The sequence below is a fragment of the Massilia rhizosphaerae genome (genome assembly GCF_016093545.1).
Taxonomy (GTDB): domain Bacteria; phylum Pseudomonadota; class Gammaproteobacteria; order Burkholderiales; family Burkholderiaceae_D; genus Telluria; species Telluria rhizosphaerae.
The window spans coordinates 16,334-37,430 of sequence record NZ_JADKYX010000008.1; the positions used below are offsets into that span (position 1 = coordinate 16,334).

Annotated in this window: 21 protein-coding genes and 1 pseudogene; 5 read left to right on the forward strand and 17 right to left on the reverse strand. The window is 60.2% G+C overall.

Annotated features, from left to right (window positions below; all coding sequences use genetic code 11):
- Positions 1 to 21: 21 nt before the first annotated feature.
- The 4 genes from yidC to rpmH are packed head-to-tail and all read right to left on the reverse strand — an operon-like array spanning position 22 to position 2,566.
- Positions 22 to 1,689, reverse strand: coding sequence for a membrane protein insertase YidC (yidC, locus tag ISF28_RS13505; RefSeq protein ID WP_198117707.1), 1,668 nt, complete (start codon positions 1,687 to 1,689; stop codon positions 22 to 24).
- A gap of 9 nt (positions 1,690 to 1,698) precedes the next feature.
- Positions 1,699 to 1,959, reverse strand: a complete 261-nt coding sequence (gene yidD, locus ISF28_RS13510; protein ID WP_198117708.1) for a membrane protein insertion efficiency factor YidD — start codon at positions 1,957 to 1,959, stop codon at positions 1,699 to 1,701.
- Positions 1,956 to 2,399: a ribonuclease P protein component gene (rnpA, locus tag ISF28_RS13515; RefSeq protein ID WP_198117709.1), complete on the reverse strand. Its 444-nt coding sequence runs from the start codon at positions 2,397 to 2,399 to the stop codon at positions 1,956 to 1,958. Before rnpA ends, yidD begins: the two co-directional genes overlap by 4 nt.
- Before the next feature lie 32 nt (positions 2,400 to 2,431).
- A complete protein-coding gene (gene rpmH / locus ISF28_RS13520; RefSeq protein WP_075796440.1) occupies positions 2,432 to 2,566 on the reverse strand; it encodes a 50S ribosomal protein L34 in 135 nt (44 codons plus the stop codon).
- A 354-nt stretch (positions 2,567 to 2,920) separates the two neighbouring features.
- On the opposite strand from rpmH, the gene dnaA reads away from it, so the two are divergent.
- The 3 genes from dnaA (at position 2,921) to gyrB (ending at position 8,189) form a co-directional block, all read left to right on the forward strand.
- Positions 2,921 to 4,333 carry a chromosomal replication initiator protein DnaA gene (gene dnaA, locus ISF28_RS13525; protein ID WP_198117710.1) on the forward strand — a complete coding sequence of 471 codons (1,413 nt, stop codon included), beginning with the start codon at positions 2,921 to 2,923 and terminating at the stop codon, positions 4,331 to 4,333.
- Between the two features lie 88 nt (positions 4,334 to 4,421).
- Positions 4,422 to 5,528, forward strand: a complete 1,107-nt coding sequence (dnaN, locus tag ISF28_RS13530; protein WP_198117711.1) for a DNA polymerase III subunit beta — start codon at positions 4,422 to 4,424, stop codon at positions 5,526 to 5,528.
- Between the two features lie 156 nt (positions 5,529 to 5,684).
- A complete protein-coding gene (gene gyrB / locus ISF28_RS13535) occupies positions 5,685 to 8,189 on the forward strand; it encodes a DNA topoisomerase (ATP-hydrolyzing) subunit B (RefSeq protein ID WP_198117712.1) in 2,505 nt (834 codons plus the stop codon).
- A gap of 91 nt (positions 8,190 to 8,280) precedes the next feature.
- Here the strand turns inward: gyrB and ISF28_RS13540 are convergent, their stop codons facing one another.
- Positions 8,281 to 8,697: a very short patch repair endonuclease gene (locus ISF28_RS13540; protein ID WP_198117713.1), complete on the reverse strand. Its 417-nt coding sequence runs from the start codon at positions 8,695 to 8,697 to the stop codon at positions 8,281 to 8,283.
- Positions 8,698 to 8,956: 259 nt separating this feature from the next.
- Here ISF28_RS13540 and ISF28_RS13545 point away from each other — a divergent pair, with 259 nt between their 5' ends.
- Entirely contained in the window at positions 8,957 to 10,153 is a 1,197-nt protein-coding gene (locus ISF28_RS13545) for a DNA cytosine methyltransferase (protein ID WP_198117714.1), read from the forward strand.
- Here the strand turns inward: ISF28_RS13545 and ISF28_RS13550 are convergent.
- The 6 genes and pseudogenes from ISF28_RS13550 to ISF28_RS13575 form a co-directional block, all read right to left on the reverse strand.
- Positions 10,150 to 11,013: an Eco29kI family restriction endonuclease gene (locus ISF28_RS13550; protein WP_198117715.1), complete on the reverse strand. Its 864-nt coding sequence runs from the start codon at positions 11,011 to 11,013 to the stop codon at positions 10,150 to 10,152. The genes ISF28_RS13545 and ISF28_RS13550 overlap by 4 nt on opposite strands.
- A 238-nt stretch (positions 11,014 to 11,251) precedes the next feature.
- Positions 11,252 to 11,590 (reverse strand): annotated as a pseudogene (locus ISF28_RS13555) (IS481 family transposase); the annotation flags it as partial.
- 163 nt (positions 11,591 to 11,753) lie between these two features.
- Positions 11,754 to 12,554 (reverse strand): lysozyme family protein, encoded by an 801-nt coding sequence (locus ISF28_RS13560; protein ID WP_198117716.1) that lies wholly within the window; start codon positions 12,552 to 12,554, stop codon positions 11,754 to 11,756.
- A 288-nt stretch (positions 12,555 to 12,842) separates the two neighbouring features.
- Positions 12,843 to 13,772 (reverse strand): diacylglycerol kinase catalytic domain-containing protein, encoded by a 930-nt coding sequence (locus tag ISF28_RS13565; protein ID WP_198117717.1) that lies wholly within the window; start codon positions 13,770 to 13,772, stop codon positions 12,843 to 12,845.
- Between the two features lie 4 nt (positions 13,773 to 13,776).
- Positions 13,777 to 14,796, reverse strand: coding sequence for an SPFH domain-containing protein (locus tag ISF28_RS13570; protein WP_198117718.1), 1,020 nt, complete (start codon positions 14,794 to 14,796; stop codon positions 13,777 to 13,779).
- Between the two features lie 2 nt (positions 14,797 to 14,798).
- Positions 14,799 to 15,464, reverse strand: a complete 666-nt coding sequence (locus ISF28_RS13575) for an NUDIX hydrolase (protein WP_198117719.1) — start codon at positions 15,462 to 15,464, stop codon at positions 14,799 to 14,801.
- 157 nt (positions 15,465 to 15,621) lie between these two features.
- On the opposite strand from ISF28_RS13575, the gene ISF28_RS13580 reads away from it, so the two are divergent.
- Positions 15,622 to 16,488, forward strand: coding sequence for a cysteine hydrolase family protein (locus ISF28_RS13580; protein ID WP_198117720.1), 867 nt, complete (start codon positions 15,622 to 15,624; stop codon positions 16,486 to 16,488).
- Between the two features lie 36 nt (positions 16,489 to 16,524).
- Here ISF28_RS13580 and ISF28_RS13585 read toward each other — a convergent pair whose 3' ends face one another.
- From ISF28_RS13585 to ISF28_RS13610, 6 genes are all read right to left on the reverse strand, one after another.
- The gene (locus ISF28_RS13585; RefSeq protein ID WP_198117721.1) at positions 16,525 to 16,695 is read right to left on the reverse strand and encodes a hypothetical protein; all 171 of its coding nucleotides are present in this window, start codon (positions 16,693 to 16,695) and stop codon (positions 16,525 to 16,527) included.
- 3 nt (positions 16,696 to 16,698) lie between these two features.
- Positions 16,699 to 17,907, reverse strand: a complete 1,209-nt coding sequence (locus tag ISF28_RS13590; RefSeq protein WP_198117722.1) for an RtcB family protein — start codon at positions 17,905 to 17,907, stop codon at positions 16,699 to 16,701.
- Positions 17,908 to 18,216: 309 nt separating this feature from the next.
- The gene (locus ISF28_RS13595) at positions 18,217 to 18,783 is read right to left on the reverse strand and encodes an HNH endonuclease (protein WP_198117904.1); all 567 of its coding nucleotides are present in this window, start codon (positions 18,781 to 18,783) and stop codon (positions 18,217 to 18,219) included.
- A 75-nt stretch (positions 18,784 to 18,858) separates the two neighbouring features.
- Positions 18,859 to 20,004: an acyltransferase family protein gene (locus ISF28_RS13600; RefSeq protein WP_198117723.1), complete on the reverse strand. Its 1,146-nt coding sequence runs from the start codon at positions 20,002 to 20,004 to the stop codon at positions 18,859 to 18,861.
- A gap of 243 nt (positions 20,005 to 20,247) precedes the next feature.
- Complete coding sequence (locus tag ISF28_RS13605) at positions 20,248 to 20,619, reverse strand: hypothetical protein (RefSeq protein ID WP_198117724.1); 372 nt, start codon at positions 20,617 to 20,619, stop codon at positions 20,248 to 20,250.
- Positions 20,616 to 21,089 carry a penicillin-insensitive murein endopeptidase gene (locus ISF28_RS13610; RefSeq protein WP_198117725.1) on the reverse strand — a complete coding sequence of 158 codons (474 nt, stop codon included), beginning with the start codon at positions 21,087 to 21,089 and terminating at the stop codon, positions 20,616 to 20,618. Before ISF28_RS13610 ends, ISF28_RS13605 begins: the two co-directional genes overlap by 4 nt.
- Positions 21,090 to 21,097 lie beyond the last annotated feature (8 nt).

The window sequence follows — 21,097 nt, forward strand, 5'->3', positions numbered from 1 at the left end:
TTTTCGGTCACCGGGCCGGGTTTATTTGGCCGGTGCGAACTTCTTGGTGATGATGTACTGCTGCGCCATCGAGATCAGGTTGTTCACGACCCAGTACAGCACGAGGCCGGACGGGAAGAACAGGAACATGACCGAGAACGCCAGCGGCATGAACATCATCATCTTGGCCTGCACCGGATCGGCCGGCTGCGGGTTCAGGCGCTGCGTGATGAACATCGAGATCGCGTACAGGACCGGCAGGATGAAGAACGGATCCTTCAGCGTGAGGTCGGGGATCCACAGCCAGGTCGCGCCGCGCATCTCGACGGCGGCCTGCAGCACCCAGTACAGGGCCAGGAACACCGGCATCTGCACCACGATCGGCAGGCAGCCGCCCAGCGGGTTGATCTTCTCGGCCTTGTACAGCTCCATCGTGGCCTGCTGCATCTTGGCCGGGTCGCTCTTGTAACGCTCGCGGATCGCCTGCATCTTCGGCGTCACGGTCTTCATCTTGGCCATGCTGCGGTAGCCGGCCGCGGACAGCGGGAAGAACAGCAGCTTGATCAGGATGGTGAAGGCCATGATGGTCCAGCCCCAGTTGCCGATCATCGAGTGCAGCCAGTTCATCGTGGCGAAGATCGGCTTGGCGATGATCGCGGCCCAGGCGTAGTCGCGCACCAGGTCCAGGCCCGGGGTCACTTTTTCCAGCAGCTTCTGCACCTGCGGGCCCGAGTACAGGCGCGCGGCGTTCGAGACGGTCGCGCCCGGCGCGATGGTGCCCAGCGGCTCGACGGCGCCGATGGCGAACAGGTTATTGCCCAGTGCCTTCGTGTAGATGTCGCGCGGCGCCTTTTCCGGCGGGATGAACGCGGAAACGAAGAAGTGCTGCGAGATCGCGATCCAGCCGTCGTTCGCCTTCTTCGCGTAGTCGGCGGTGCCCTTGGTAATCTTGTCGAAGGTCAGCTTCTGGTAGTGCTCTTCCGGCGTCCACAGCGTGGGGCCGGTGTAGCTGCTGTTGAAGAAGGTGTCGCCTTCCGGCTTCAGGCCGTCATGCTCCAGCTGGAAATACAGCGACGGCGCGACCGGGGCCTGGGTCAGGTTGGTCACGTCGTGGCGCACGTCGATCACGTAGTCGTTGCGCTTGAACGTGAAGGTCTTGGTCAGGCGCACGCCGCCCTGCTCCGCGTCCAGCACGAGCTGCACCTGGTTGCCATTGTCCAGCGTGCGCGGACCCGGGCGGGCCGTGAACGGGGTGTTATGGTTCGGCAGGACGCCGGCCGCGCTGGTGCCCGTCAGGCCGGTCTGGGCCACGTAGACGCGCGGACCATTGGTCTCGAACAGCAACTGGTGCTTGGTCGGGTCGACCTTGTCGTGGTACTTCAGCAACTCCAGGCGGCGGATCACGCCGCCGGCCGTGTCGATCTCGGCCTTCATGACGTCGGTGGTGATCGTGATGACTTGGGTCTGGACCGGCGCGGCCGGCGCAGGGGCGCCCGGCGCGGTCGAGCCCGGGACGGCCGATGCCGGCGCCGTCGTCGCGGCCGTCGGCAGGTCGTTCGGCTTGGCCGGATTCGGGGCCTGTGCGACCTTGGCCGGCGGCTGTGCCGAGAACAGCGACTGCTTGCCGTTGGCCACCATCCAGTCGTTCCACAGGACGATCAGCGAGACGGCGAACACGATCCACAGGATCAAACGTTTATCGATTTGCATTGGTCTTATTCAGGAATGCTTGCAACCGCAAGCGGTTGGTGAGGAATGCTGCTCTCCGGGACGCGGTACGAGATCGACGCCGCCCTCGTTCCACGGATGGCAGCGGCAGACGCGGCGCAGGGCCAGCCAGCCGCCGCGTGCCGCGCCGTGGATCTTGACGGCCTCGATCGCGTAGTTGGAACAGGTCGGGTAGAAACGGCAGTTCTGTCCGAGCATCGGAGACACCAGCAACTGGTAACCGCGCAACAGCCAGACGAGCAACCGGTTCATGATAGTCCCGGTTGCGCGCCTGAGGGCGCAGCGCTCGCCGCCTGTGGCGCGGCGTGGCCTTTGCGGGCGCGCGGCAGCTGCGACGCGAACAGGCGCGCCAGCTCGACGCGCAACTGCGCCTTGAGGGTGGACGTCGTGGCCGGACCATCCTTGCCGTTGACCGGGCGCGCCAGGCGCACGATGCAGTCGATGCCGGGAAGCGGCGTCGTGCGGAACAGTTCGCGCGTGACGCGCTTGATGGTGTTGCGCGTCACCGCGCGCGGGGCAAAACGCTTGGCCGCGACGACGCCCAGCCGCGCATGAGGCAGGGCATTCGGTCGGGTATAGAGCACGAAATGCGCGGTTTTTTGTGCGGGGCGCAAACGAAAAACGGATGAAAACTCATCCGTTTTTACGATGCGCCGAACGCGCGCGAAGTCGTGCGAACCTTCGCCTGACATATGTCGTAGGCGCGGTCGATCGGCTTTCCGGCTTAGACGGCCAGGCGCTTGCGGCCCTTGGCGCGGCGAGCGTTCAGAACCAGACGGCCACCACGGGTAGCCATACGTGCGCGGAAGCCGTGCGTGCGCTTGCGACGAACGACGGAAGGTTGGTAAGTACGTTTCATGGTGGTCTCGCTTAAAGCAAAATAGAATGCAAAGTGGGCTGAACTCTGGCTGAGTCAGCATTGCGCCAATGACATTTCGCAGTTGTTAAGCCAGCGTCACGCCACAGCAAAGCTTGTCGCCCGTGTGCATTCTGTCTGTTCGACATTGCGTACGGGCGGGGAACCCTGAATTAGACAGCATTTCAAGTTCAACTGTCAAGGCAACCGTTGTGTCAAGACCGCTCCATTGTGCGCCGCAACCGGTTGCGGGCGAGTGTCAAGCGTCCCGGCTTCGGTGGAAAATTCCTGTATCGCCTGTGGATAACTTGCGAGAAGACAGGTAAAATAGAGTGTTACGCTTAACTTAGTCGATGTATGGATAACTTTTGGCAGACCTGTTCCAACCAGTTGGAGCTCGAGCTGACACCGCAGCAATATACCGCGTGGATCAAACCCCTTGTCGCCCTCGACTACGAGGACGGCAAGCTGCGCATTGCGGCGCCCAATCGCTTCAAGCTCGACTGGGTGAAGTCGCAGTTCGCCAACCGCATCACGTCGCTCGCGTCCGATTATTTCAAGCGGCCGGTCGACGTGCAGTTCGTGCTCGACCCGAAGAACAGCCTGCCGAAGAAACCGGTGTCGAGCGCTCCCACCCCGATGCCGTCCAGCAACGGCGCGCTGGGCATCAACGCCGCCGCCGACAAGACCGTGCCGGACATGCCCGTCGTCACGCCGGACAACGTCATCGCGAACAATCCGCGCCGCGAGCAGAGCCGCGTCAATCCGGACCTCACGTTCGAGAACTTCGTGACCGGTAAGGCGAACCAGCTGGCGCGCGCCGCCGCGATCCAGGTCGCCAACAATCCGGGCGTGTCGTACAACCCGCTGTTCTTCTACGGCGGCGTGGGCCTCGGTAAGACCCACCTGATCCACGCGATCGGCAACCAGGTGATGGCCGACCAGCCGGGCGCGCGCATCCGCTACATCCACGCGGAACAGTATGTGCGCGACGTCGTGACCGCGTACCAGCGCAAAGGCTTCGACGACTTCAAGCATTACTATCACTCGCTGGACATGCTGCTCATCGACGATATTCAGTTCTTCGGCGGCAAGAGCCGCACGCAGGAAGAATTCTTCTATGCGTTCGAAGCGCTGATCGCGGCGAAAAAACAGATCATCATCACGTCGGACACCTATCCGAAAGAGATCACCGGCATGGACGACCGCCTGATCTCCCGTTTCGACTCCGGCCTGACGGTCGCGATCGAGCCGCCGGAACTGGAAATGCGCGTGGCGATCCTCATGAAGAAGGCGGAATCGGAAGGCGTGATGCTGAACGACGACGTCGCCTTCTTCGTGGCGAAACACCTGCGCTCGAACGTGCGCGAACTGGAAGGCGCGCTGAGGAAAATCCTCGCGTACTCGCGCTTCCACGGCAAGGACATCACGATCGACATCGTGAAGGAAGCGCTGAAAGACCTGCTGTCGGTACAGAACCGCCAGATCTCCGTGGAAAACATCCAGAAGACCGTGGCCGACTTCTTCAACATCAAGGTCGCGGACATGTATTCGAAGCGCCGCCCGGCCAACATCGCGCGTCCGCGACAAATCGCGATGTACCTGGCGAAAGAGCTGACGCAGAAGAGTCTGCCGGAAATCGGCGAACTGTTCGGCGGCCGCGACCATACGACGGTGCTGCATGCGGTGCGCAAGATCGCGCAGGACCGGGCCAAGAACGCCGAGTGCAACCACGAATTGCACGTGTTGGAACAGACCCTGAAAGGCTGATGCGTGATGGGGGAAAAACCGGTCCCCCGATGATTTCTGGCAAAATATTGCGCGAACAACATTTTTACCCTAACTCCCGAGGATATCTATGCAACTGGTCAAATCCACCCGAGACACGCTTCTCCGGCCACTGCAGATCGTGAGTGGTATTGTCGAGCGTCGGCACACTATGCCGATTCTGGCCAATATCCTCATCCGCAAGAATGGCGAGAGCGTTTCGTTCCTGTCGACCGACACCGAGGTGCAGATCACGACCCTGGCCGATATCGGCTCGGGCCCTGAAGAAGCGGGCACGACCGTCGCCGCGCGCAAGCTCCTCGACATCCTGCGCGCCCTGCCGGAATCCGGCGACGTCACGATGACCCTGCTGAACAAGCGCCTGACCGTGCAGAGCGGCAAGTCGCGCTTCGCGCTGCAGACGCTGGCCGCCGAGGAATTCCCGACCGTGTCCGTGGCCGACAGCTACAACGCGACCGTCACCCTGCCGCAAAAGACGCTGAAGCACCTGTTCAACATGGTGCACTTCGCGATGGCCCAGCAAGACATCCGCTACTACCTGAACGGCCTGCTGCTGGTGCTGGACGGTAACAACGTGATCGCCGTCGCCACCGACGGCCACCGCCTCGCGTTCGCGCAAGTGACGGCCGAGCAGCAATTCGAGCGCCAGGAAGTGATCATCCCGCGCAAGACCATCCTGGAACTGCAGCGCCTGCTGGAAGAAAGCGACGACGAAGTCCGCCTGGACATCGCCGCCTCGCAGGTCAAGCTGACCTTCGCCGACATCGAACTCGTGTCGAAGCTGGTGGAAGGCAAATTCCCGGATTACACGCGCGTGATCCCGAAAGGCTACAAGAACGACTTCACGATCGGCCGCGAAGAACTGCTGCGTTCGCTGCAACGCGCGGCGATCATGACGAGCGACAAGTTCAAGGGCGTGCGCTGCATGATTTCCCCGGGCTCGATGAAGATCAGCTCGACCAACGCCGACCAGGAAGAAGCGGTCGAAGAACTGGAAATCGACTACGGCGGCGACACGATCGACATCGGTTTCAACGTCACGTACCTGCTGGACGTCTTGAATAACCTGAAGTGCGACCAGGTGAATATCGCGCTGGGCGATTCGAATTCGTCGGCGCTGATGTCGATTCCGGACAATGGCGACTTCAAGTACGTCGTCATGCCGATGCGTATTTAATTAGGGCAAAGGCCCATATATTCGTTGTTTGCCGCCCTTCGTGCGGCGGCGGCCGGTGCGGGGCGCATGCGCGATGTCCTGCCCGGCTGATCGACGATCGAGACCGCAGGGCCACGGGCCGGCCGTCTGATTCACACGTTATTTGAGAAAGCAGTCATGTCCGAGAACACTCAAGCAGTTTTGGAATCCTCCCTTGCCAAGGCGGAAGAGTACGGCGCCTCGTCGATCCAGATCCTGGAAGGCCTGGAAGCGGTACGCAAGCGTCCGGGCATGTACATCGGCGACACGTCGGATGGCACCGGCCTGCATCACCTGGTGTTCGAGGTGCTCGATAACTCGATCGACGAAGCCCTGGCCGGCTACTGCTCCGAAATCCACGTCACGATCCACTCCGACAACTCGGTCTCGATCACCGACAACGGCCGCGGCATCCCGACCGGCATCAAGATGGACGACAAGCACGAGCCGAAGCGCTCGGCGACCGAGATCGCCCTGACGGAATTGCACGCCGGCGGCAAATTCAACCAGAACGCCTATAAAGTGTCCGGCGGCCTGCACGGCGTCGGCGTGTCGTGCGTGAACGCGCTGTCGAAGCTGCTGCGCGTGACCGTGCGCCAGAACGGCAAGGTGCACCAGCTGGAATTCTCGCGCGGCGTCCCGAAGGACCGCATCATCGAAGTCGTCGACGGCGTCGAAGTGTCCCCGATGAAAATCACCGGCGACACCGACAAGCGCGGCACCGAAGTGCATTTCTGGGCCGACGAGGAAATCTTCACGCACGTCGAGTTCCACTACGAGATCCTGTCCAAGCGCATCCGCGAACTTTCGTTCCTGAACAACGGCGTCAACATCAAGCTGACGGACCAGCGCACCGGCAAGGAAGAAATGTTCGCCTTCGAGGGCGGCACCCGCGGCTTCGTGGAGTACATCAACAAGGCCAAGACCGTCCTGCACCCGACCGTGTTCCAGGCGACCGGCGAGCGCCTGTCGGAAAACGGCAGCAATATCTCCGTGGACGTGTCGATGCAGTGGAACGACGCGTACAACGAGCAAGTGCTCTGCTTCACCAACAACATCCCGCAACGCGACGGCGGCACCCACCTGACGGGCCTGCGCGCCGCGATGACGCGCGTGATCAACAAATACATCGACGAGAACGACTTCGCCAAGAAGGCCAAGGTCGAAATCTCGGGCGACGACATGCGCGAGGGTCTGACCTGCGTGCTGTCCGTGAAAGTGCCCGAGCCGAAGTTCTCGTCGCAAACGAAGGACAAGCTCGTGTCGTCGGAAGTGCGCGGCCCGGTCGAGGAAATCGTGGCGAAGACGCTCACCGACTTCCTGATGGAAAAGCCGAACGACGCCAAGATCATCTGCGGCAAGATCGTCGAAGCCGCCCGCGCGCGCGAAGCAGCCCGCAAGGCCCGCGACCTCACCCGCCGCAAAGGCGTGATGGACGGCCTGGGCCTGTCGTCGAAACTGGCCGACTGCCAGGAACGCGACCCGGCGCTGGCCGAGCTGTACATCGTCGAGGGTGACTCCGCAGGCGGTTCCGCCAAGCAGGGCCGCGACCGTAAGTTCCAGGCCATCCTGCCGCTGCGCGGCAAGGTCTTGAACGTGGAAAAGGCGCGCTTCGAAAAGATGCTGTCGTCGGAGCAGATCACGACCCTGATCGCGACCTTGGGCACGTCGATCGGCCCGGACGAGTTCAACGTCGACAAGCTGCGCTACCACCGCATCATCATCATGACCGACGCGGACGTCGACGGCGCCCACATCCGCACCCTGCTGCTGACCTTGTTCTACCGCCAGATGCCGCAGCTGGTCGAGCGCGGCCACATCTATATCGCGCAACCGCCGCTGTACAAGGTGAAGGCCGGCCGCGACGAGCGCTACCTGAAGGACGACGTCGAGGAAGCGAGCTACATGATGCGCTTCGCGCTGAACGGCGCCGCCCTGCTGCCGAAGGAAGGCGCGGAGCCGATCACCGACGGCGCGCTGGGCGACCTGGTCGACAAGTACAACAAGGCGAACGCGATCATGATGCGCCTGTCGCGCGTGATCGACCGCGCGGCCCTTTCCGCCATCATGACGGGCGTGAAGCTGGACCTGTCGAGCCAGGAAACGGCCGAGAAATCGGGCCAGGCGCTGGCCGCCGCGATCCACGACCCGAGCGTGAAGGTGGGCGTGCGCTCCGACGAGCTGTCCGACAAGCACAGCCTGCGCATCGAACGCATCCACTACGGCAACGTGCAAGTGACGTCGATCGACGCCGACTTCGTCGCCGGCGCCGATTACAAAACCTTGGAAAACTCGGCCGAGACCTTCCAGGGCCTGATGGGCATTGGGGCCATCATCCGCCGCGGCGAAGGCGACAAGATGAAAGAATTCGCCGTGCGCGATTTCCAGCAGGCGATGGAATGGCTGCGCGACGAGGCGGAACGCGGTGTCTCCAAGCAGCGCTATAAAGGTCTGGGCGAGATGAATCCCGAGCAGTTGTGGGAGACGACCATGGATCCGGCGGTGCGTCGTCTGTTGAAGGTGCAGATTGAGGATGCGATTGCGGCGGATCAGATCTTTACGACGCTGATGGGCGATGAAGTGGAGCCGCGGCGGAATTTCATTGAATCGAATGCGTTGCAGGCGGGGAATATCGACGTTTGATAACTAATGCCTGAAAAGCATCCATCGCACGAACGTTATGAATGGCGGTGCTAAGCGACCATGATGAGAGAGGGACTCGGTCTCTCTCTCGTTAATCGGTATCTCCTTCTAAAAAATCTTTAATCCTGCTCAATAGCTCAGGATCGCGCAATTCACACTCCCAGATTACCAAAACCTTCCACCCCTCATCCATGAGCGCGTGCATATTACGTTCGTCCCGCTCTTTATTTGATTCGAGCTTGGACATCCAGAAATCTGCGCGTGATTTGGGGACTCGGGCGTTTTGGCATCCGCTGTGTGAATGCCAAAAGCAACCATGAACGAAAATCACCTTTTTTCGCCCGGGAAATACCAAGTCCGGGCGCCCCGGCAGTTTGGACACATGTAGTCTGTAACGGAACCCCGCGTTATGAATCAAGCGCCGTACAAACAGCTCAGGGCGCGTGTCCTTGTTTCGTACCCGCGACATGATTTCGCTACGCCTGGCGACACTGACAGTGTCAACCATCTTCCCTCCCCAGCGAGGCTCGCTATCACAAGATGCTTCCGTTAATATTGGTACAACTCAACGGATGCTAAGCTTCTAGTTGGGGGAAGGCGACGATTTTTAAAGGTTTCAGGCGCTACACGGCACATCCAACTTGGATTGCTGTACAAATGTACAGTAAAATGTACATGACCTGCGTTTGAAGCAGCGCCGACATCTTGCTCCTTGTTAAGTGTCGGTTGGTTCCGGCCATTTTCAATTGCCACTTGCACAACAAACTATGACGATTAACTCGATTGAACTATTTGCTGGCGCCGGAGGATTGGCTCTCGGGTTTTCCGGTCACGATGTGACTCACAAAGCAGTGGTGGAGTGGAACACGCACGCCTGCAACACTATTCGTTTGAACAAAAAAGAAAATGTGAAGCCTGTGGCCCATTGGCCGGATGTGACGGAAGGAGACGTACGCTCATTCGATTATGAGGATTTAAAAGATATTGATCTGATCACCGGAGGGCCGCCATGCCAGCCGTTTTCTCTCGGCGGAAAACACGGGGGCTTTCTGGATGTCCGCGACATGTTTCCCCAAGCGGTCAGAGCGGTACGCGAGACCAGCCCGCGCGCTTTCGTTTTCGAAAATGTCCAAGGTTTGACCCGAACATCCTTCAAAGATTATTTCGACTATATTCTTCTGCAGTTGGAGTTCCCGTCATTGCAAGCGGATGCCACGGAAGAATGGTTGACGCATCTGGATAGACTCCGTCAGCACAAAACGTCGGGAGCATTGAACGAATATCGAGTCAAGTGGAAATTGGTGAACGCAGCTAACTACGGCGTTCCACAAAAACGCATGCGTGTTTTTATTGTCGGATTCCGCACCGACCTTGGAATCGATTTCGAGTTTCCGGAAGAAACCCATAGCCAACATTCCTTACTGTTAGCGCAGTGGGATTCCGGAGATTACTGGCGGCGCCACCAGATTATCAAACGCGATCAGCCAGTGAGGCCGGTTGGTATTGAACGCGTTCTCGATGTGATAAAAAAGAGCCGGACCGTAAATCAACTTGCTCCATGGTTGACGGTTCGCGATGCGATTTCCGATCTTCCCGATCCGGAAACTGACCCACAGGCATCGCTGATTCAAGCACACAAATTCCAACCTGGCGCTCGTATCTACCCGGGGCACACCGGCAGCCCTCTGGACGAGCCTGCCAAAGCATTGAAAGCCGGCGACCACGGCGTACCCGGTGGAGAAAACATGTTGCGGCGGCCTGACGGCACCGTACGATATTTCACCGTCCGGGAATCCGCACGCATCCAAACATTCCCGGACGATTTCATTTTCCAAGGTTCGTGGACTGAAACCATGCGTCAATTGGGTAACGCCGTCCCTGTCCGCCTGGCTTCCGTCATGGCCGAACGCGTATGTGAGTACTTGAGGGCCGCTGAGCAGCAAGCGCTCGATCTTGCCGCTTAATCCAACAACGGATCGATTTCGATCCCGTATGGATAGTGTTTGCTCGACTTGTAGAGCACCATACCGTAACTGATGATCGCTCCTCGCCAGCCGTCGCCAAGATGCGTAACGATGACCTGGAGTAAATCATTTGCCACGTGGTTGACGGACTGCAAGTGAATCGTACTCATCTGTACGCTTGCTGGAACGTCGTATCGAAAGACATACGGCAGTTGAGACTTCATCGTGGCGAGAAGGCGTCCAAGCTGAATACTTCCCTCGAGATCGAGTTCAATTTCAACAGGGTAGTCCTCGACAATGGGATGCTGTTGATCAAACTTGCCAGGCTTCGTAGTATCCCGTTCTTTTCCAGGGTCCTTCGGGCCAAACCCCGCGCCGTTCCACATATCCGAATACTGCGTCTTGAATAAGCCGATCAAGATATCTTCATTGGCAGCGGTACTCATGCTTTGATCGAGTAGCAAAACTTTGTAAGTAAGCTTTTCGAGATCAATGTGACGACGGCCACGCAGTTTAGTAAGATGTTGCGTTAGTCGCTCTTTAACATTGTTTGCTTTTCCAATATAACGAGGTTGCCCATCATAAATCAACAAATAAACCCCTTGGGCGGAACGCACGTCGATCTGAAAGTCTTGTAATTGTCGGAGCGCGGCATCATCCAGAGGCGACGCTGATAACGACTCCAATTTTTCCTTTAACTGTTCGGAAACGGTGCGAAGAAAGTCGAAAACGTATAAAGCCTGCAAGCTGACACCTGTTGAATTGGGTAAACAACTGTATCCTAACTCACCGCTGCGTTGTACACAAACCTCAACTGGAACTATCACGCCGACTTCCCTTGGACTCGTCGACTTCGGCACAGGTCGGCCGATCTCCTCACGGCCTTCGCGCCCGATTTGGATTGAACTGGTCCGGAAATTTGAATTGCCACCAGGAACTGGACACAACTTCGGAGCGCAGCCCACTTTCGTTAGATGTCGGCTGGCCTGAGTAAGCCTGGGGTAATACGACCGGTAAGTTGCTTTCAAAGGTTTGGCTAGATGTCGAGTCCCGTTTGATCGTAAACACGTTTGACAACTAATTCCGGCCGCTTCTTCTGATGCACCCGTTGAAGCGCTCAACCATGCCATTGGCGGTTTGCAGGTGGTGCGGCGGCGCCAGGCGATGCTCGGCAGGCAGAGCTGCGCAAGCCATGTCGACAGCGTGCTTGCCGCTGGGCTTCTTGTCTTTGGTCGTGAAGCGGTCGGTGAATTGCGAGCCGTTATCGGTAAGGATCTTGCTGATCGTGATGGGCGAAGCCAGCTTGAGTCGACGCAGGAAACCGACGCTGCTGGTCTCGGTTATGTCGCCGTAGACGTGCATGAAGACCCCGCGCGTAGCGCGGTCGATGGCGACGAACCGGCAGCGGAGCGAGGTCTCATCCAGCATCTGCGGCAGGCACTCAGCATTTGCAAAAAATACGGCCTCCTCGGAGGCCGTTTTTTATCGCCATTGAAAATCAGACGGGATTTGACACCCAGGACCGAGCGCGCAAGCCCGCAATGCCATCGTGGACGCCACGCGTCGCCCGTGTTGCGGCAATACGCGTGCACGCCAAAACTCAAGACAACTTTGTATTTTCAATATTGTGGATGTAAGCGGCTTGATCGTGGCCGACATAGTTGCCAAGCGCTTGCGTATAAATAGCTTGTGGAGGGGCTTTTTCTCCCAAATGCGCGCCCGCCTGGTTTTTGTAATCCGCCAGGTGCTGCATGCCAGCAAGCAACTGGACGGCGGTGCTATTCTTCAAGTCGTTGCTCGACAATTGCGTTCCGGATGTGGTGGTCATTCCGGGCTTTGCCCACACCCCACCAGCAAGAATTCCGCTGGTTACCTGAAGCAAACCGATTGACGGCCCGCCCTGAGACCAGTTCCGATTGGTATCCCCCATCGTCCTTGGGTCGCCGTTGGATTCCACGCGATATTCTCGTTTGACGACTTCCGGATCCAGGCCGAATTTAGCCGCGTTTGCATCGATAAAGGCATCATAATCCGCCTTGGTTTTCAATTGACCGCCCCGGGATTTGGCATCGCGCAGCATGCTGTCGGAAATGTAATTTGTACCGACTTTATCCACGCGAACCTTTGATTCGGACAAGCGATACGTCCCGACCACATTATGTGGCGTTGACGGCGCAGGTGGCACCGATGTTGTCGTATCGAATTTCTGCTCCCGCGAGGTGTGGCCGTGTTGCGCGCCGCGGCTGAGCTTTTTGTGAAGACTCGTGAGTATGTCCTCGAGAAGCTTCTTGTACTCGTTTTTGTCGAGCGTGCTGCCTTGTTTATGCAGATCCGTTTCCAGCTGCCTGATTTCATGGAGCGCCAAGTGGAGCGATCTATCGACTTGGATTGTGGTACCCATGGACTCCCCCCTGATAATAAATAATGATCGTGCAAAATAATGTGACACGGAGTGCAGCTTCCCTGACTTCATGTCCCAATCCGATTGGCCGCGCAGGGCCAGGCGAATACGATCTGGCTTGGATATAGCGTAAAAGATCAGCCTTGCCAGGCTGCGTCAAAAAACGAAGTCCTGCGCATGGCGCCGAAGCACAGCCGGGATCAGTCGCTCGATATTTCAGAAGCTCTGCGGCCGTTGCCTGACCTGGCCAGCGTACTGTTCAAATTTCTTGCTCGTTCCGAGTCATTATCAAACCACGAGATACCCCCGCTTCTCCGCAACCCCCACCGCAACCGTGAGCCCCGCATTGAATTCGAGATAATCAGCCTCGATGCCGTCGCTGAAGATGACGCCGTTCTCGGCCATGGCCGACACCAAGGTCAGGTCCGCGCGTGCCGCGATCCCGCCCGCCACGAGCGACACCGCCGATGCCTTGCTCGGAAACGGTTCGCGCACCGTGAAGTGCAAGTAATCGGCGTCCCACGGCGTCGCCTGTTCTTGCGCCTGCCGCGTTCCGCCACCCGCCATGATCGCGGCGGCGCCGGCCTGCAGGCTCTTCAGCCAACCCGTCGATCCGAGCCCGGTCGAGATGATGACGCCGCTCGACGATTGCCGCTCTTCCCGATCGCCCAGCCGGATCGTGTAGCGCGCCGACGTATGCGACTTCGGGCCGATGAAGATGTCGTTCACGCCGTACAGTACCTGGCCGTCGTTGAGCGTTGCTTTCGCCATCGTCACCTCCTGCAGCGAGCGCCGCCGCGCCAGCACCTCCGGCACGAGCGTCGCGAGGTCCGGCACCCGAAACGGCAGCAGCACGCCGTCCCACCGTGCCGGATCGGGGTTCACGCCGACCAGCGGGTGGCCATCGAGGTATTTCATCGTGTTCGCCACCAGCCCGTCCTGGCCGAGGGCGACGACCACGTCGTCCGGTCCGAACAGGAAGTTCGGCAAGAAACCGCGCTCGACCAGTTGCACGCGGCCGACGTGCCGCAGCGCGCTCTCGGCGTCGCGCATGCAGGCCTGATACGTGTCGTGCTCGCGCACATAGTCCGAAAAGTCGGCGCCGAGGTGCTCGATGTAGAACTTCGCCTGGTTCGCCGTGTTGTAGCGTGCAACGAGCTCTTCCAATCGCGTCTTGCGCGTGACGAGCACGATCTTGTTTTCCGTGCGCCGGTCCATGATCTCACCCCGCCGGCGACGCGATGATTTCCCGCAGCAGGTCCGGCGTCACGTTGAGCTGGCCGATCTTGCCCGCCTTGTCCGCCAGTTCCTGGAACGCCAGCGCAATCATGTGGCCCGGCTGCATGCCCGACACCGCCAGCGCCTGCACGGTCTTCGGATCGACGCCGGCATAGGCCTGCAGCAGGGCGGAGACCGCGTGCGCCTTGACGTCGGCCTCGCGCTTGACGTTCTCCATCGACAGCGCGACGAGGTCGGTGTTCTTGGCCTCGAGTGCGATCTTGGCCTCCATGTCGGATTGCTGGAGTTCATGCTGCTTCTGCTGGATGCTGCGCTCGGCTTCCATCTGCGTTTCGCGGATCTGGCGCTTCTTGGTTTCCACCGCGATCTCTGTGTTCAGCTCGTTTTCCTTGATGCGCCGCTCCTGTTCGACGGCCGCGTTGCGCCGCGCGTACACGGCCTCGTCGGCCTCGCGCAGGATCTGCTCGCGCGCCTGCGCTTCGAGCGCGCGCGCCGTCTCGGGCGTCGGTTTGATGGCGAGGAACGACAAGCCGAGAATCTCGACACCCAGCGTCTGCAGCTCGGCATTGCCCTTGACGGCCTCGGTGACGAGCGTGGCGAGCCTGTCGGTCGCCTTGAGCGCATCGCGCAGCGGCAGGTTCTGGACGCCCTTGCGCGTGACGACCTTCACCACGTTGATCACGCGCTGCGGCAGCTTTTGCGGATCTTCCGTGATGTACTTCTGCGTCACCGGATTGATCGAAAAGTCCAGCAGTTCGCTGATGCGCTTCGGATCGACGATGCGGTACGTGACCTGGCCCTGGATCGTAATCGTCTGAAAATCCGCGGACGTCTCTTCGAAGATGAACGGCACGTCCTCGCTGCTGGTCGGCACCGCCACCATGGCCGTGGTCGGCGCATAGTAGAAGAAGGCAAGCCCCACGCCTTCGCGCTTGACGACGCCGTGCTTGAACTGCATCACATATGTCGTCGGCTGGAACTTGATGAATTTGACGTTGAACATGATTACAACCCCCTTTCGATCAATGTGAGCCGGTCACGCAATGCCGGCTTCAGGCGATACAGCTGGGCCGGACGGTGCGCGCCGCCGGCGGTGAACGCGCCCTCGATGGGCTCGAGCATGTCCATTTCGGTCATCTTGCGGCGGAAACTCACCTTGTTGAGCGCTTCGCCCATCAGCGCCTCGTACACGCGCTGCAGTTGCGGCAAAGTGAACGTTTCGCCGGCCAGGTAGCAGGGCAACGACGAATACTGGCTCTTGCTGCGCAGGCGCGCCACGGCCGTGTCGACGATGAGGCGGTGGTCGAACGGCAGGCTGAGCGGCTTGTCGACGCCGACGAGTTTCACGTCCGGATGGCCGGCGCTCTCGATGACGTCGAACGGCACCAGCGCGTAATACACGATCGACACCGACCACCCGCGCGGGTCGCGGGCCGGGCCGGAGAACGTCGCCAACTGCTCCAGGTAGGGCGGCTCGATCGCGGTCTTGTCGCGCAACACGCGCATGGCGGCGTCCCGCGTGTCCGCATCGTCTTCCTGCCGAATGAACCCGCCCGGCAAGGCCGCCACGCCCTTGAAGGGCTCGCGGTCCCGCCGCAGCAGGGCGACTTTCAGGGTGTCGTCCTGCAAGGTCAGCAATACCACGTCGACGGTACAGATAATTTGTTGCATGGCCCCTCCGGCAACACAATACTTAGTATTCAATTTAACTTAACAAAGACTTCAACCCGACTGCGGGCTGAAACGTCAAGAAATAAATATAGCATAGTTAGTTGCGTTTTTAAACTAAGAAAATTAAACTGAGGCCATCATCGCCATGGAGCCCATCATGAAACATAACCTGCACCTGCTCATCATTGACCCGCAGAACGATTTTTGCGATCTGCCGCCCAGCCACCGTCCGGTCCAGGCCGACGGCAGCCTGGCCGCGCCCGCCCTGCCGGTCTCCGGCGCGCACGCCGACATGCTGCGTGTGGCCGAACTGATCGACACGGGGCGCCAAGGCGTTACCGGCATCAGCGTCACGCTGGATTCGCACCACCGGCTCGACGTCGCCCATCCCACGTTCTGGACCGGCGCAGGCGGCGACGCGGTGTCGCCGTTCACCGAGATCACCGCCGCCGACGTCCGCGCCGGCAGGTTCCTGCCACGGGATGCGGCCAGTCTTCCGCGCGCATTGGCCTACCTCGATGCGCTCGAGGCCGCCGGCCGCTACCGCTTGATGGTCTGGCCGGTGCACTGCGAGATCGGCACCTGGGGCCACAACGTCCACGCCGACGTGCGCGCTGCCTACAACCGCTGGGAAGACGCGGCACTGGGCATCGTCGGCAAGGTCGTCAAGGGGACCAACCCGTGGACCGAGCACTATTCCGCGGTCATGGCCGAAGTGCCGGACGCCGACGACCCCGCCACACAATTGAATCGCGGCTTCATCGACCTGTTGCGCCAGGCCGATCGCGTCTACATTACCGGCGAGGCCGGCAGCCACTGCGTCAAAGCCACCACCGAACACATCGTCGACCAATTCGGCCCCGCGGACGCAAGGAAGCTCGTGCTGGTGACCGATTGCATGAGTCCGGTAGCCGGCTTCGCACCGCAATACGACGCGTTCGTCCGGGACATGCTGGCGCGCGGCGTGCAGACCGCCACCGCCGCGGACGTCCTGCCGGAACTGCGCGCAAACGCGGCGCGCTGACCGGGGGCGTGCGGCCACGATCGGCGGAAGGACTCTTCACACATCCTCTTTTCCGTCCCTGTCCTGCCCCGTGACCAGCGAGCGCAACGCGCGCTTCTCCGTGCGTCGCTGCCTGCGCTCGGCCTGATACGCGCCGTGCGCGCCCGCATTGCGCTGCTTGGCGGCGACCGCATGCGGATTGCGCGGCTTCATCGATTTGATCTTCATGTCCTACCCCTTGATGCAAACGACCTGGCGCAGCGTGTGCACGACCTCGACCAGGTCCGATTGGTGCGCCATGACCTTGTCGATGTCCTTGTACGCGGCCGGAATCTCGTCGACCACGCCGCCATCCTTGCGGCACTCGATGCCTTCCGTCTGTGCCGCCAGGTCGAAGCGGTTGAATTTGCGCTTGGCCTCGCTGCGGCTCATATGACGGCCCGCGCCGTGCGAGCATGAGCAGAACGATGCCGGATCACCCTTGCCGCGCACGATGTAACTCTTCGCGCCCATGCTGCCCGGGATGATGCCGAGCTCGCCTTCGCGCGCCGAGATCGCGCCCTTGCGCGTGACGAACAGGTGTTCGCCGCCATGCGATTCGCGCGCCACGTAGTTGTGGTGGCAATTGATCGCTTCGCCATCGAGCTTGAACGGCGGCGCATGCTGAGCCAGCACGTCGACGACGCGACGCATCATCTCGCGGCGGTTGATGAGCGCGTAATCCTGCGCCCATTCCACCGCGTCGATGTAATCGTCGAACAGCGCCGATCCTTCGCTGAAGTAGGACAGGTCCTTGTCCGGCAGATGGATCTGGTGGCGTTGCATGTCCTTGCGCGCCGCCGCGATGAAATAGCGGCCGATGACGTTGCCGATGCCGCGCGAGCCGGAATGCAGCATGATCCAGACGCGTTGCGCTTCGTCGAGACAGATCTCGATGAAGTGGTTGCCGCCGCCGAGCGTGCCCAGCTGGCAGATCCACGTCTGCGTGAATTTGCTCTGCATCTTCATGATGCCGCCGTGCTTGCCGACGATGACGTCCAGCCGGTCGTTGAGCGGCCGTCCGACGCGGGCATGGGCCGAGCCGCGCACCTTGTCCCAGGCGTGCTGTTCGAAGCCGACCGGCACGGCCGCCTCGATCGCGCTGCGCAGCCGCGCCAGGCTGTCCGGCAATTGGTTGGCGGTGAGCGTCGTGCGCACGGCATTCATGCCGCAGCCGATGTCGACGCCGACCGCGGCCGGGATGATCGCGGACCGCGTCGGGATCACGCTGCCGACGGTAGCGCCGATACCGGCGTGCACGTCCGGCATGGCGGCGACGTGCGGATGGACGATCGGCAAGCTGGCGATGTTCAGCAATTGCTGCAGCGCCGCGTGGTCGACGTCGTCCGTGTAGATGTGCACCGGGACTCTTCCCTTGTGCAGTGTTTGTACGATGGGCATAACTTGTCCTTGAAAGGTTCGTCATGCCGGCGTTCTTGCGGTGGAAGCGTCTTCCGAAAAGCAAAAACCCCGGCGAGTTTCCTCGCCGGGGTTCTGAAGGAACGGCCGGCTCGAGGAGGCATATGTGCCTGGCCCCGAGCGCGGTGCCCGGGGCTATCTGTGTTGCGCGTTGTGGATAGCCGTACGTGGCATTGCCGTTCCTTTCCTGAAAAATGGGTTAATCGATGCGATGAGGTGCGATTCTGCGGCACCTTAATCTTTCATGTCAAACAATCACGATGCGGATGTTGTGTTTTTTGCACAGCGCCGTCAATTCAACAACCGGCTGTGCTTCGGCAACTGCGCCGCCAGATAGTCATGCTGATCAGCAAGAATATTGCGCCCACTCAGCAGGTAATGCTCCGCGCGGCACGGCACATACGGCACGTAGATCAGCGGCCGGAACTGCTCCACGAGCAAATTGCCCTTTTCCTGATTGCAGCGCTTGCAGGCGGTCACGCAGTTCATCCACGTGTCCTTGCCGCCGCGCGACCTCGGCAGGATGTGGTCGCGCGACAAGTCCTTGTGCGCGAAGCGGTTGCCGCAGTAGGCGCATGTGTAGCGGTCGCGCTTGAACAGGAGGTCGTTCTGGTGCGTCAACGGCAGGCCGGTCTTGAACATGCGCGTCATGATTTCGCTGCCGGCGATGGCGATAATCGGTTTGACCGCGATTTTCGATTGCACGCCCGAACGGGAATAGCCGCCGCGAAAAATGAACTCGCGGTCGCCCAAGTCCCACGCCACCTTGCCGGTCGCGTAATACAGAATGGCGTCTTCTGGTGGAATCCAGTCGAACGGATTGCCTGCAATATCGAGTGCCAGGATCTGGGTGTTCATCACGTCACCTCGTTTCGTTGTGACAGCGTAGCTTGAACACAAATAAAAGTCAGCAACCTGATGCTGACTTTCTTTTCAACCGCGTGCTCTGGCCGGCTTCGCGCCGAAAGACCGCACCGCGACCGGCTTCGCCAATCCGGCCAGGAAACGTCCCAGCGGCACCTCCACCCCGTGGAAGAACGCGGCCCCGGCCGCCACGCTGGCCGCCCACGCCCACACGACGCCGGCGCCCTGCAGATAGGCGTCAGCCGGCACGAAGCGCGTGAACGCCGCATTGACGACCAGGCACACCGGAAAATGCACGAGGAAAATCGAATACGAGATCTTGCCGAGATAGTTGACGAGCGACCAGCCCGAGCCCGCATATGTGCTCAGCCCGGAGCGGCCGAACAGGAACAGCACACAGGCGACCACTGCCGCCACCGCGATGCGGCTCCGGAAATCCAGTCCCAGCGCCAGCACGGTCGGCACGACCATCATCAACAGCAAGGCGAACGTCGCCACGAACGGCCGGCGCGGATCGCTCGCCCACCACGCCAGGATGCCCAGGCCGTAGCTGCCGAAGAAGTATGGCGCCCATACGTCGAAATCGGCGTCACGATTGAAGTACAACAGGGAGATGCTCAGGCCCAGCATCACCAGCAGGGGCATCAGCCAGGTCGTGGGACGGTTGCCGGCGAGGCATCCGCCCAGCCACAGCAAGCAGGTGAACAGCGCATACAGCTGGAAATCGATGGCGACGTACCACGCGCCGGCGGACAGCGATTCGTAGCCCAGCACGCTGTGCAGCAACAGCACGTGGGCCGCCAGTTGGGAAAGATTGGGCGGCGCCGAGATGGAATCGTGGATCATCCACGTGCGCGCGAGCGCGGAGGCGCCGATCGCCAGCACCATGGCTACGATAAAAGGCGGGGCCAGCTTGACGTAGCGGCGCCAGATCGTGCCCAGCGGATTGCCGATGCCGGGCAGGCCGGCGGGCGACAGGGATTTCGCGGCGAGGAAGCCGCTGATGACGAGGAAGGCCTGGACGGCGATGCGGCCGTAGTGGCCGAACCAGTCGATGATCGACGGCATCAGCGGACGCGCGGCGTCGGCCATCGGACCGTAGAACGCCAGGTGGTGCAAGACGATCAATTGCGCCGCACCGGCCTTCAAGAGGTTGATCAAACCAAGCTGTCTTTGGACCGTTGCGTTCGGTCCGGATACTCCCGAATCGTTCATGTGTGAGCCCAGCCATTCAATGTTGCTCAACGCAAAAAAGCAACATTGTTGCCTGAACAGTTGAGCGGGTCGCCATCATAGCCGAGCTCAATCGTGCGGGACCACGCTTTACAACTTGTAAAATTTGTTACATAAAGATGCAAATTGGGTTGAGAGACGATGGCCGGGATTGCGTTTTGCGGATGATATCGGCCGCGAAAACTGGCTAAAGAAGCCTGGACGGACGGCCACCCATCGTTGCCGTCAGCATGTACCGCCGGCGATGCTCTTGCCGGTCTTCAGGTCAAACCCGAAGTAACAGGTATAGCCGTCGCTGGGTGCGAACGTGCACCACACATTCTCCTTGCTCCGGCTGCGCGCCCCCTTCTCGCTGCTGCAAGTTACCTTGTCATCCGGCGGGATCGCATTGAAGATGTCCTTTGCAGGCTGTCCTTCGATGATGAACGATAGCTTCCGATCTTCCTTGGTCGGAGCCTGCTGATCTCCCAATTCGCCGGAATAAATGGTGTACTCCCCTTTGAGCGGCCGGTATGGCGCCGGCCAATGGACTTGTTCGGCGGCGTATGCCAATGAAAGCAGCGCAGTTGCAGCAAAGATTGCCAGGGTCTTCTTCATAGCGTCCTTGCCCGTACTTCCACGTGGAAGTGATTGTCGTGACTCTTTAGCGGAACTACACCCGGAATACTCAGATCGTTGAAGTACACCTTTATTACCGCTGGATGAGATTGAAATAGACCGATAAGCCTCTCCGTGGCATCTCTGTCATAGGCCGCCTGAAAGTAGTTTACTGGAACACAAGCGCCATCTTTTCGCAAAGGGCGGACGTCGACCTGCAGACCATCCTTATGTGAGGCGTGCGGTTTGAACTTACCTCCGCCCGGCAAGCTGATGTTCCCGATACCGAACTTCCGACGGTCGATCGCCTGCCACTCGCGTTCCACGAACAGGAGCAGCGTCATCATTACCGGGTGTGCATACTGCCCACCTCCCTGATCCGGCGTCCCATACACGTAGTAGCCAGCGTCTTCGGGGGCTTGCGGGAGCATGAAGTAGCCACGCGAATCTTTCGGTTGGACTTCAAGCATGACCAACC